At 30.9% G+C, this 12587-nt stretch carries 11 protein-coding genes; 2 read left to right on the top strand and 9 right to left on the bottom strand.

What is annotated here, in order from left to right; all coding sequences use genetic code 11:
• The coding region (locus tag Xmir_RS14750; RefSeq protein WP_244170940.1) for an ABC transporter substrate-binding protein at positions 1-472 on the top strand (472 nt) is incomplete at its 5' end.
• Between the two features lie 181 nt (positions 473-653).
• Here Xmir_RS14750 and Xmir_RS14745 read toward each other — a convergent pair.
• Positions 654-1094 carry a VapA/VapB family virulence-associated protein gene (locus Xmir_RS14745; protein WP_099114972.1) on the bottom strand — a complete coding sequence of 147 codons (441 nt, stop codon included), beginning with the start codon at positions 1092-1094 and terminating at the stop codon, positions 654-656.
• A gap of 521 nt (positions 1095-1615) precedes the next feature.
• On the opposite strand from Xmir_RS14745, the gene Xmir_RS14740 reads away from it, so the two are divergent.
• The gene (locus Xmir_RS14740; protein WP_099114977.1) at positions 1616-3238 is read left to right on the top strand and encodes an ABC transporter substrate-binding protein; all 1623 of its coding nucleotides are present in this window, start codon (positions 1616-1618) and stop codon (positions 3236-3238) included.
• Between the two features lie 188 nt (positions 3239-3426).
• Here the strand turns inward: Xmir_RS14740 and Xmir_RS14735 are convergent, their stop codons facing one another.
• The 8 genes from Xmir_RS14735 to Xmir_RS14700 are packed head-to-tail and all read right to left on the bottom strand — an operon-like array spanning position 3427 to position 11455.
• On the bottom strand, positions 3427-4485 hold the full coding sequence (locus Xmir_RS14735; RefSeq protein ID WP_244170939.1) for a formylglycine-generating enzyme family protein: 1059 nt from the start codon (positions 4483-4485) through the stop codon (positions 3427-3429).
• A complete protein-coding gene (locus tag Xmir_RS14730) occupies positions 4421-6133 on the bottom strand; it encodes a WD40 repeat domain-containing protein (RefSeq protein WP_099114970.1) in 1713 nt (570 codons plus the stop codon). Before Xmir_RS14730 ends, Xmir_RS14735 begins: the two co-directional genes overlap by 65 nt.
• A gap of 12 nt (positions 6134-6145) precedes the next feature.
• Complete coding sequence (locus Xmir_RS14725; RefSeq protein ID WP_099114969.1) at positions 6146-6742, bottom strand: GTP cyclohydrolase II; 597 nt, start codon at positions 6740-6742, stop codon at positions 6146-6148.
• 54 nt (positions 6743-6796) lie between these two features.
• Entirely contained in the window at positions 6797-7396 is a 600-nt protein-coding gene (locus tag Xmir_RS14720) for an NADPH-dependent FMN reductase (protein WP_099114968.1), read from the bottom strand.
• Positions 7397-7405: 9 nt separating this feature from the next.
• Entirely contained in the window at positions 7406-8176 is a 771-nt protein-coding gene (locus Xmir_RS14715) for an ABC-2 family transporter protein (protein ID WP_099114967.1), read from the bottom strand.
• Positions 8169-8921, bottom strand: coding sequence for an ABC-2 family transporter protein (locus tag Xmir_RS14710; protein WP_099114966.1), 753 nt, complete (start codon positions 8919-8921; stop codon positions 8169-8171). The genes Xmir_RS14715 and Xmir_RS14710 overlap by 8 nt, the downstream gene beginning before the upstream one ends.
• Positions 8911-9675: an ATP-binding cassette domain-containing protein gene (locus Xmir_RS14705; protein WP_099114965.1), complete on the bottom strand. Its 765-nt coding sequence runs from the start codon at positions 9673-9675 to the stop codon at positions 8911-8913. The genes Xmir_RS14710 and Xmir_RS14705 overlap by 11 nt, the downstream gene beginning before the upstream one ends.
• A 1-nt stretch (position 9676) precedes the next feature.
• A complete protein-coding gene (locus Xmir_RS14700) occupies positions 9677-11455 on the bottom strand; it encodes a hypothetical protein (RefSeq protein ID WP_099114964.1) in 1779 nt (592 codons plus the stop codon).
• Positions 11456-12587: the final 1132 nt, after the last annotated feature.

Here is a 12587-nt window from a genome sequence, read left to right as displayed (position 1 = left end):
TAACCCGCTTACTTTTAATCTGCTTTATAACACGCAGGAAGGACATAAAAAAATTGCCATTGCGGTTAGCTCAATGTGGAAAAAAAATCTTGGTGTAAACGCTGTCTTGCAGAATCAGGAATGGAAAGTCATGTTAGATAATATGCACCAAGGGAAATTTGATGTTATCCGGCGGGCATGGGCCGCGGATTATGATAGTCCGATGACGTTCTTATCGTTATTTTCATCTAAGCAAGTAAAAAATACATCTCTATATACAAATGATGAATTTGATCAATTATTAGAAAAAGTGTCTGAAACTAATGATAAAGACTTTTATCAGAAGGCATCTGATATATTAACAAAAGAATTGCCTATTATTCCTATCTATTTTTATGTTAATCATAATATGGTTAAACCTTATGTTGGTGGTTTTCATGCTAACACAAGGGGAGAATATTTCACAAAAGATCTTTATGTTATTGAACATTAGGTATGTATACGGTTGAGAGCCTGCTTTGGCAGGTTATTATTATTTATGGCTAAAGCCATAATAAGTTTCAAGCTGCATCTGATAAAGTTGCAGCTTGAAAAGAAAAAATATAGAAACTGCATAAATTCCCTGCTAACATTGGTAATGTTTTTATATATACAAGATAATGGTTTTAAATTGATTAAGACCAACTGCCACTACCAGCCGCTGCACCTATCATTGGTAATCCAATTCCTTCAAAATATCCCACAGGTTTAAACGATGAAGTTAAAAATAGTATGGATATTCCTCCAGCGGTATCAGCCATAGTAAATTTTTTACTTTCTGTAATAAGTTCATTAAAATCACTTGTCAGTATACCACCATGATATGTTGTTTCGCCTAATGACTCCACACCCCAAGACTTTCCGTGAAATTTTTTACCAATATCAAGAGATAATGTCAGTGTTGTGTAAAAAATAGCGCTATCTATATGTGCTTCACCTAAATAAGGTTCTATACTGAAGATTAATAGTTTTTCTTGAATATCATTAATTATATCCTTGTCAAGTTTTCCATCCATGATTTTTTCGAGGTTTTTGATAGCAGCTAACCTATTTTCTGTAGAAAATTCGTTTTTCATAAAATACATCCTATGTGTTTTCTTAGTAATGGATTGAATAGAGATAAAAATAATGACTTCTAAACTTTCATTGGTGAATTTTAATTCATGTATTATTTTACAATAAAAATAATGTTTATGGATTGTATTTAATAAAGTGTTTTATCCATAATAAATATGGAATAACTTCTTGTTTCTAATTATATTCAATAGAATTAAATCTTTAAAAATCAACAGATTGAAATCTATTGAGTGTCAATGTTTATAGTCGATGCTTTAGATTTGACCTATACTAAAAGCATAGTATAAGTGAAGATATTTTCAACATGAAATCAATTTTTTTTTTTTGGTTTTAATTCAATTTATTGATATTGTTAAAATATATATTTTTTCTTTGTTAATATGTCTTAAGTTGGTTAGCTTTTTGTAATTAGTATCTTACGAAATTTGTTTGAGAGAGTAAAATGGATATGCATTCATCAGATATGCATAAATTTTTTATCAATAATAACAACCACATCACAGCAATAGAGGGAAATAATATGTTAAATAAAATTATCTATAAAGAAATTAGAATATTAATCTATTCTATAATTATGGCACTAGGCAGTATCACGCTTTCTTATGGCGCGGTTATTCCTCAAGATACTCAATTGGCCGAAAAACAAGAAATTGTTCGCAATAATGGTTCAGAGCCAGCTTCATTGGATGTCGATAAGGTTGAAGGTAATATAGCACTAAATATTATCAATGATTTTTTTGATACATTAGTAGGCACAGATAAACAAGGTAATATCATACCCAAACTGGCTGCAAGCTGGGAAACGAAGGATAATAAAACATGGATTTTCCACTTACGAAAAGGCATTAAATGGTCTGATGGGACACCCATTACAGCTAATGATGTCGTGTTTAGCTGGCGGCGTTTAACTGATCCTAAAACACTTTCTCCTTATGGTAGTTATTTTGCTGATGCTTCTGTTGTGAATGGCAGAGAAATTATGGCAGGAAAGAAAAAACCGGAAGAGCTAGGTGTCAAAGCGTTAGATAATTCGACCTTAGAGGTAACGCTAGAAAAACCTGTTGGGTATTTTTTACAAATGTTAGCTTTCAATATTGCATCCCCGATTAGCGAAAAAGTCGTTAAAAAGTATGGTGATAAATGGACTCAACCTGAATTTTTTGTTTCTAGTGGTGCATTTAAATTAGCAGAGTGGAAAGTGAATGAAAAAATTGTTGGTGTAAGAAATCCTTATTATTGGGATGATAAAAACACTGTTATTAATAAAGTGACTTATCTTCCACTTTCATCAGATGTTTCAGATTTAAACCGTTATCTGGCTGGAGAGATAGATATTACATTTACGATCCCATTAGAATCTTTCGCATCATTAAAACAAAAGGTGAACTCACAAGTTCATATTTCACCGATACTTAGTACATATTATTATGCGTTTAATAATAAAAAACCACTGTTTAGTGATGTTAGAGTCCGACAAGCATTAAACCTTACTTTGGATAGAAACATTATTGCTAATAAAGTTGTTGCCCAAGGGCAAATACCTGCTTATACAGTTTTGCCTCCTGGCATTGGTGGTTTTAAATTCAAACAACCTGATTACGCATCATGGACACAATCTCAACGTAACGAAAAAGCCAGGCAATTATTGAGTGAAGCCGGCTTTAATAAAGAGCATCCCCTCTCTTTTAGTTTAGTTTACAACTCTTCAGATTTACATAAGAAAATCGCTATTGCTGCAACTTCGATGTGGAAAAAGAATCTTGGTGTTATTGTTAATATACAATCCGAAGAATGGAAAGTAATGTTGGATAATGAACATCAGGGGAAATTTGATGTTATCAGAGCTGGATGGATTGGAGATTATAATAACCCAATGTCTTTTTTAAATATATTTACAACAAATCAAACAAATAACACTTCATTTTATTCTAATAAGGGTTTTGATAATTTAATTCGCAAAGCTGGAGAAACTAATAATAAAGAAGATTTTCAACAGGCACTCAATATTATGGAAAAAGATACACCTATTGTCCCTGTTTATTATTATGTTACTGCGGTATTGGTTAAACCCTATATTGGCGGCTATTATGCCGATCTTATCGGCAGGATATCAACAAAAGATCTTTATGTAATTAAGCATTAAACAAAGAGCCTGTTAAAGCAGGCTCTCCATGACTTATTGCAGTGCTTTGCGGGCAGACTGTGCCAGAAGTTATCATGATTGGTTTTTGAAACAAAACATATTATTTAAAGAGGGCACTCCTGTTGGGGATATGATTATCTGTAGCATTTCACCATTACCAGAGCAGGTTTGTTACTGCTGCATACCTATCAAACCAGACTTTCCGCCATCCTGAATCCCATAATATACAAAGGAGAATTATATCTTCCATGTCGCCTTCTTGTTCTACATAGATCACGAAATCTGGTAAAACTACCTCCTCTAGCCACCTTATAGTGACTACCTTCAGTAAGCATTAAATCATCATACACGGCAGTACCTGACTGATAGGGTAGATAACTATCAGAAGTATATTCTTCAACATTTCCGGCTAAATCTAAATGACCAAAAGGCCCCATGCCTAAAGGAAATATGCCTACTGGAGTGGCATCAACAATACCACTTTCAATACTATTACAATGGTCTGGCAGAAACTCATTTCCCCACGGAAACTCTCGTCCATCTCCCCCTGTTGCTGCATATTCCCACTGAGCCTCACTGGGTATATGAAAATTCCTACCTGTCTTTTCACTTAACCAAAGAGCATAAGACACTGCGGCCTCATAGGATACAGAATAGACTGGATAATTAGAACGTTGATGAGGATACATGCCCCATGCCCAACTATCAGGAGTTTCCTGATAGCCAGTGTCACATAAAAATAGGTAATATTCATAGTTGGTTACGCAATATCTGGCCAAACCAAAAGAACTAAGGGTTATTTCATAAGGTGGTGTTTCTTTTAAAATCCACTCTTTTAATACTCCATATTGAGAATACATTGAAACAGTTTTATCTACATTATCAGGAGATAAACCCAGACGTACTTTTCCACCAGGAATAATTATGATATCAGGTTCAAATATAGAAATTCTAGAATCTCCTCTAATAGCAAGTAAATTACCAGCTACATATCGATGAGAAAAGTATTCATTAAAATTCCTAACGATGGATTGTAAACTGTAACTGTCTAGCTTTGAGTATTTATCATATATTTTAAATAACTTCCCCATTAAATTTTGGTTTGTCTTATCAGGCAAGCCCATCGCTTCTTTCATGGTTAAAGAATTAATGTTTTTTCCCTCAATGTTTATATGTTGAGTTTTAACGCCAGTTAGGCTTAATTCTCTTTTGATCATATTTAAGTCCATGATTAAAAATAAATTCATTTATTCCATCATATGTTGAGTAAACAAAGTCATCCTGTGTGCATTTTATACTTGATATACCAGTAAATGAACGTTTCTCCCATAATATCCATTTGTTTTCATTTAAATCATACACACCAACCCAGCCAGTATAATTTCCTATAGATATATAATTGTTTTTATCATCAAATGCCACACATTTTATTGAATTAGTACTTGGAGTTTTTATTTTTTCAAAATTTTCATTTTTCCAAATTCTAAGGGTTAGATCTCGACTAACACTGACAAACAACCCTTCTTTATTTCCATCACATCCATTAATAATCTTTTTATGAGCTTTAGGAATATACGCATGACATGAAAAATCTTCAATTTTATGTAATGCAGCAGCTGCATTGGCACATACAGAAAAAATAAATTCCTTAGATATAAAAACGCCTTTTATTGCGTTTTTATGCAGTGAAATTACGTTAGTAACAACAATATCACCAGCTATTCTTCTTAAAACAATACCTTCCCCAGTGTATGTACCGACAAGACAAAACTGATTATCTCCCCATGAAACAGCAGCACAATTTAAGGGGGAATGATGTTCATATATAGTATCACCAGTACGAGCATTAAATATTTTTCCCATTTGCCCACCGGTAATGAGTACGTTTTCAAATTCGATAATAAAATTACACAGACTACCCATTTCGGCAAATGGCCTATTATTGCAGAAAACGATACCAGCATCACCAACACTCCAAATGTCTTTGCCTGAAACGTGCACGGCATTGAAACCATATGTTGGCAGGACATGATCTTGATACCATATTTGAGTGGAAATGGTATATTGAACATAACTATCACCAAATGACGCAAAAACTAAATTATCACTATCAAGAAATGCACAAGATCTTGGCCAAACAATGGGAGGAAGCTCGGCTGTATGATAATTTTCAAGATTATTATCTTTTTCTTTCCAAAGTTTCATCTTCCTATCATAGCTCAAACTTACCATGATTTTTTGAGATGAGTCATAAACCAGGCGTTTAATACCCGCTTCATGTGCAGATGTTATTTTTAATTTACCATTAATTATAGTGATTATTTCGCCATTGTCATTTCCAGCATAAATAACCTTATCAGGCGTGATAGCAATAGTATCAGTTTCTATATTATCAAGATCTATACATTCTATTTCTTTCTGATAATTCACATCCCAAATTCGGATTGTACCATCATCACTGGAACTTATTAAATTTCCAGATGAACTCCATTCCACAGAGATTATATCCTCTACATGCCCTTTTAAATGAGCAATGATGTTTCCTTTATAATCAGAAACAATAATGGTTTTATCTCTAGAGCAGGTTGCAACAATATTTTTATTTGGATGAAATGATACTGATTCTACATCGTCAGTATGCGAATTGATAACTCCATATAATATCATGTCTGGTAAGAGCCAGATACGACAACTATAATCACTACTTACTGTTGCTATATAATTACCACATGGACTGAAAGCGCACTGATTTACTAAATGGTCATGATATACTCGTCTAATCGGTTTCTTATTATAAGCATCCCATAAAATGACTTTATTATCATACCCAGCACTTAAGACAAATTTATTATCATAAGTGGCAACACCACTAATAGGTGAGGAGTGTTTATGCATAGAATATATCCTTTATAGTTCAAGAGCATGAGAGGTTTTTATTTTTTTAGCAGTCAAATAATTTTTGTTTGTTTCATTTAAGAATGTCTTGGTATTAATAACTTCATATATTTCAATTCCATTCTGAGTAATTTGATGTATTTTATCTGGATTATTTGTTATCAAACGAATTTTTGAAATATTCATGGCTAGTAACATTTTTGCGGCGATAGAATAATCACGATAATCATCTAAAAAGCCAAGAGCTTGATTAGCTTGGTATGTATCTAACCCATTGCGCTGTAGCTTATATGCATCTATCTTATTATATAATCCAATTCCACGCCCTTCCTGACGTAAATAAATTAAAACACCTCCATGAATATCAATTTCTTTTAAAGATTCATTTAACTGTTCACCACAGTCACATAAAAGGGAATGAAATACATCCCCGGTCATACACTCAGAATGGATCCTAACCAAAGGTATGTGTTTCTTCGACCATTTTCCTATACGTATAGCTAAATGTTCTTTATCCGGGAAAAATCCATTAAATGATATAAATTCAGATTCATTGTTAATAGACTTCAACGGTATAAAAGTACTATTTCTAATTGATATATTATTCATATTAAAATATTCATGTTGATATTACAGAAAATAAATATAACTATTATAGTTCCATTAGGACATGCCATATTGAAAACCATATAAATTTATAGGAGATTCAGTTCTAAACGCTTTTAAATAATAAGCATATCCATGCAATACATTTATGCAATACTCCATTCTATCTGATAATTGTGAAGGTATATTTATATTGCCGTCTTTCTCTATGTTACGAAGTATCAAATGTTCAGGTATAAAACAAATTTTATTATTTTTATACCCAGAAGACCTTAATTCAGAAATACAAAAAGCGCCACCATTCCCAGAGGATATTGACACTAGCAATGCTGGTTTATGCGCTAATTCGTTATCACTACATAATAAAAGTAGATTTTTTAGTTTTGGTGGCACCATTCCTCCCCATTCAGGAACCACAATAATAAAAGCATCAATGCTCATCAAAGATTGTGATATTAAATTCCATTCATGCCACTTAGGATCTTTTGCTTCATTCCAAATTGACTCATCCCATATTGGTATGTCTAAATTTCCCAGATGGAAATGCTCAATCTGTTTAAATGTTTTTCTGGTTATTTCAAATGAATCGAAGAAATCACCAACTTGACCAGAATTAGAATGCGATCTATGGCTTCCTGAAATAATTCCTAGTTTCATCATTTTTCCTCACGTTATATATTTTGAATACCTTTTAGCTCCTATATCAAAAACCAATTTTGCTATAAAGATTAGCATTAATGTAACTAGAGTTTGAATAAAAAACCATTTTATGCTCATTATTCCACTTGCTACTGAGGCAGGAACACCAGTTATAAATAGACACGGAAGTATGAACATGAGAACAAAACGAACTACACCATGAAAAGATTGTTCAGGTCTCACCAATACTTTGAAGCAAGGATTTGAATTTTTAATACTAACCAATGAAGCCGTCCAAAATATTGTTGTTCTTATAATCCATGTAATTGAAGTAAGTATTAAGACGCCTTCGAATGCCATCATCAAATGTAAAAAAACCAACAAAATATTAGTTCCAAGGTAAATATGTATAGTAAAAAATAATACTAATGACAAGAATGATAACAAAAAATGCTCAAATGCAATATTTGTAGTAACATATAAAAATTGAGTATTTATAGGTAACGTTAAATGAGGTTCTAACTTTAATGACTTAACGTTTTTAACTAGCAAGAAACTTCCTCGGCCAAATAAGAAAAGATAAAAATTATCGACCAAACATACCGTAGCAAAAAATAGAATAACAAAATTATCAGATAAGATATAACCTAAAGATTGTGAATTTAAAATAGCATACCAAAAAAATGCTTGTGCTATATAATAACTAAAGTTAACAAAAGCAGATAACCAAAAGTTTAATGGGCTTTTTTTGGCTTCTGAAAATCCACTTTTAAAGCCAATCAATATCACTCTAAGCATTGCTATTATATCCTTGATTATATTTTAACATATAATTCCAAATCAAATTAAAAATCATCATTAAACATATCATGACTAGAAATCCATTAAATATAAAATAAATAGATATTGAATTTGTTGCAATTTTAACTGGAATATAGGTAATATATTGAAATGGAATATAATTAAATATTGATTTTATAGAATCACCAAATACATCTAATGGTATTAACGCACCTGAAAGAACCCATGACAAAGTGTCCTTAATAATTATAAAAGAGTACGATCCTCTAAACTTGAACGCCATACATGACAATGTCATTGTTAAGTACAAATTGATAAACAATCCTATACATAACGAAATAAAGAGATATATAAAATTAGGAATATCTTTTTGGTATATAATGATAAATAAAATCAATGGTGACATTATAAATAATCTGGCTAGTATCTGTCCAAAAGCATATTCTGAATAATATAATAATATTGATTTTGGAATTATAATTAGTCTATCTATGCTGCCATCTTCAATATGGAACGATAAATTTTCTGGAAATCCGGTAATACTTGTCAATTGAAATATAATAACAGACCATAATATATAAACTATTATTTCATCATGCGTATAGTTAACAAAATCATTTGATTTTGTCATGGTATCCCAAAAAGAGAGTTCAACCGCATATAATGTTACAATTATAAATAAGTAACCAAATATTATATTCTTTGCCCTGATGGTTTCAATAAAAGAAAATTTAATTATCACAGAAAAGTCCCTCTAGATATAGCGCATTCTTTTCTTTTGAATTATTCTTATTCAGATTTATTTTTGATATTTTACCTTCTTTCAAGAAAATAATGTCTTTGCAAATATCTGCAATGTCTATCATATTATGTGAGGTGATCAGTATTTTACTTTCATTATTTTCAGCATAATCTTTTAAGGTATTACGTAATAGAATTTGTGATTCTATATCTAACCCAATGGTTGGTTCATCCAATATCAGTAATTTTGGTCTATTAAGAAGGTGTATTAACAAGTTAGATTTCACCGATTGACCTAAAGAACACGTTTTTGCTGGTTTTCTTGCTATGCTTCTAAGGTTGAACATTTCTATCATATTTTCAACATGGTTCTTATCATAATTACGTTTATATATAGCAGAAAAAAGTTCAATATTTTCATAGAGGGATAACTCTTCCCAAAGCATTGATTTATTGCCAAAAACAATACCAAGGTTAGATAAAAGATTAGGAGGCCTTCCATTTGAATCAATACCAAAAACAGTAATATTTCCAGAATTTGGTGTTAAAATGCCTGAAATCAATTTTATTAACGTTGTTTTTCCTGCTCCATTCTTTCCCAGCAGTCCTATGATCTTGCTATCGTTAAATATTTCAATATTCATATTTTCAAATAAAACCACTTCGATTTCATTTGATGAAAATATGTTTTTAAAAATGTTTTTTTTAATTTCTCTGCTCTTATAGCTAAAACATAACTCAGTGATTTTTATCATTTCAATTCACTATTTTTGTAAGTAGTATGTCATTATCATGCATGATATATTCCTTTACTTTACTATTTCTACCATAAATAATAAACTTTTCTTTATCTATATTCATTATTCCTTTCGCATAATCTTGATCCCAAGATGACTTGCATAATACTTCACCCGTTTCTAAATGCCAACCTAAAATATAGCGACTGTAATTTATTCCTATAATAATGCTATCGTTGTAAATAATAAAATCTTCAATGGTATTTAAACCACCTTTATAAAACTCAGATACATGATCCCAAGATTTGTTTTTTTCGTTATATGTAATTAAGTCTATATTACTGGAGTTAACTACTGCTAATTTATTTTTATCAATCCACTTCATTCTTTTAGGGATTTTACTGTCTGTATATGCTATTACATGATGTTCATTTAAACTATCAAGTATTTTTACACTTCCAACTCTCTCCCCAATGGCTAACATATATAAATCAAAATTAAATGATATAGACCATACTGGCTCAGATTCACTTTTATATATAATCCTAACATTATCTCCTTCAATTTTGTATACGCACCCTGATTCTGAAGCAACATATATACAATTAAAACCAAAGCATAAATCACGTACAGGAGATTCAATGTTAATTATTTTAAAATCATCACCATGATTTTTAATCATGATCTTACCATTAGTTCCACCTAGCACTAATAAATTTTCATTCGAAATGGCCCGTTTTATATAATATCCCTCGTATTCTCTTTTTATCCTATAGTCAAATATTTCTTTTTGGTTATTAGATGTGAATAAATAACCACCATCCTCTCCAAAGAACAGATCCTTATCCAAATAATTTACGTATGTCCAAAACGCGGCTGGAGTCTCCCGCCTTAATTTTTCAACCTTTTTTGTTGATAAATTGAATTTAACTATACTTCCATCTCTGATCTGTAATATCAAATATGGAATATTATCTTTATAGATTATATCTGACCATCTTATTTTAAAGCTAGCCTCGTAAATGATTTCAATTTTTTCTAGGCTTTCAATATCAATTTTATATACTTTCCGATCAAACGATGTTCCATATGCAACTTTATTTATATAATCATATGTGGCATGTTCAAAATCATCATTGGCAAACTTCGGTCCTATTTTATAATTTAAACTATGTTCATCTAATCGCACAACACATCTGGCATCTGTTGCGACAATGTATTCGGAATCATTCACCTTTTCAAACCAGTGTACAGATTCGTTGATATTATCTAATTTAATAGTGCTTGTTGAATTATCTTTAATATTTATTTTTCCAACAATCCCATTACTAAAACCAACCAGAATATTATCATTCTCTGTCCAACATAACGTAACAATATCATACAATATGTCAAATCTGAAATTTGATATGATATTCTTCATGTCTGATAAGTCAGCTATCATACAAGTTGAATTAGGCGATCTGAAAGCAACTTTTGTACCATCAGAATTAAGAGTTATTCCTTGACTCTCACTTCTAGAAACTTCATATCCATCTTCGACTATGTGATTAAGACCACTAAATACACCATTTATTTTTATCTTTTCAGATGAGATTTCACCTATAATTACATCATAATTTTGTGATAAAGCCGCAAAGACCCCATTCTTTATGTCTATCGCCGAAATAGTTCCATTAGATACTTTTTTATCATCCAAAATATCTAACTCTTTAAAATCAAAAAGTACTATTTCTCCAGTTTTTGTTCCCGCGAGTATTTTATTACAAAACACCTTTGTTGCATTATAATGTTTCATTTTTTCATAACCATAATATTTTTATTCTTTTAATGTGAAGGCCATGACAGCCTTCACATATCTAATATTAATATTACTTATTACTTTCCGATTTTAAAGGACGAGGAACAGAATTACGCACTTGTTTTTGCATTTTCATATTTTATCTCCAATTTAAATAAGTTTGTTTGTAAGTGATTTGATAACGGGCATTAATTTTCCGTTGCATAATTTGTATTGAATTTAATATTTGTTGTCAATTTATTTTTTATTATTTTTTAATACTTAATACATATCATACAATATAGAAACAATAAGATATCCCTCCATCTAAATCAATCCATATAAACTGGTTGATTTTCTTCAAAAAATAAATTGTAAATTACAGAGCTATTTTGTGATGATTTACATAATAAACTGAATTTTCTATTTAATTTAAAATCAACAATAAAAAAATTATATTGCTATTTTATAATTAAAGGATTTTATCCTTAAAATACGACTAAATTACGCAAAGTAGTATTAGAAAATATGTTTGTCCGATGAAGAAAAACAAAATTTTTGAACCGCATCACAAAGCAGACTCCTGGGACTTCTGATTGGATGCTAGGTTTATATTAAATTACCCTTAGTTGAAATTAAATGTATACTCAACCAACCTCAAGATGCGTGTTGGTTGACTTATATCAATTTAATTTATAACGATTAATCATCATGATAAATCAGCATCTTCAAGTAAAATTAGTATAAACAGTTTCACGCAATCATGTAAATATTTCGCTATGAAATTGTTCTCTTGGTTGTGGTTTTGTTTATTGTTCGTGTGTCTTTCTATGGAAATAATTTTAAAAACATATCATTACATCCGGTGTCTTTCAAATAACACCTTTGTTGGCTGAGTTCACCCCAGTCACATAATTATCTATGCTCTTGGGAATCAGATTTTTTGCCATTGTGCTGAATCTTGAAATCCATTGGGTATAGAAGAGAGGGGTTCTGATATTTATTTAATTTAGAATGGAAGAAGAGCCTGAAAAACAGGCTCCTTTGATTCGCCTAAGTTTCCAGCCGTTTTTTTCAATAATTTCATTAAATCTGAATTGTTTAAGTAGCTTCCTTTCCACTTTGAATATCATATACACACTATACACAT

This window comes from Xenorhabdus miraniensis (genome assembly GCF_002632615.1).
This window is presented reverse-complemented; position numbering and strand designations above follow the sequence as displayed.

Excerpts from the sequence above, each read along its gene's own strand:
- Xmir_RS14745 (WP_099114972.1), bottom strand. The coding sequence starts at position 1,094 with ATGAAAAACGAATTTTCTACAGAAAATAGGTTAGCTGCTATCAAAAAC.
- Xmir_RS14740 (WP_099114977.1), top strand. The coding sequence starts at position 1,616 with ATGTTAAATAAAATTATCTATAAAGAAATTAGAATATTAATCTATTCT.
- Xmir_RS14735 (WP_244170939.1), bottom strand. The coding sequence starts at position 4,485 with ATGAATTTATTTTTAATCATGGACTTAAATATGATCAAAAGAGAATTA.
- Xmir_RS14730 (WP_099114970.1), bottom strand. The coding sequence starts at position 6,133 with ATGCATAAACACTCCTCACCTATTAGTGGTGTTGCCACTTATGATAAT.
- Xmir_RS14725 (WP_099114969.1), bottom strand. The coding sequence starts at position 6,742 with ATGAATAATATATCAATTAGAAATAGTACTTTTATACCGTTGAAGTCT.
- Xmir_RS14720 (WP_099114968.1), bottom strand. The coding sequence starts at position 7,396 with ATGAAACTAGGAATTATTTCAGGAAGCCATAGATCGCATTCTAATTCT.
- Xmir_RS14715 (WP_099114967.1), bottom strand. The coding sequence starts at position 8,176 with ATGCTTAGAGTGATATTGATTGGCTTTAAAAGTGGATTTTCAGAAGCC.
- Xmir_RS14705 (WP_099114965.1), bottom strand. The coding sequence starts at position 9,675 with ATGATAAAAATCACTGAGTTATGTTTTAGCTATAAGAGCAGAGAAATT.
- Xmir_RS14700 (WP_099114964.1), bottom strand. The coding sequence starts at position 11,455 with ATGAAACATTATAATGCAACAAAGGTGTTTTGTAATAAAATACTCGCG.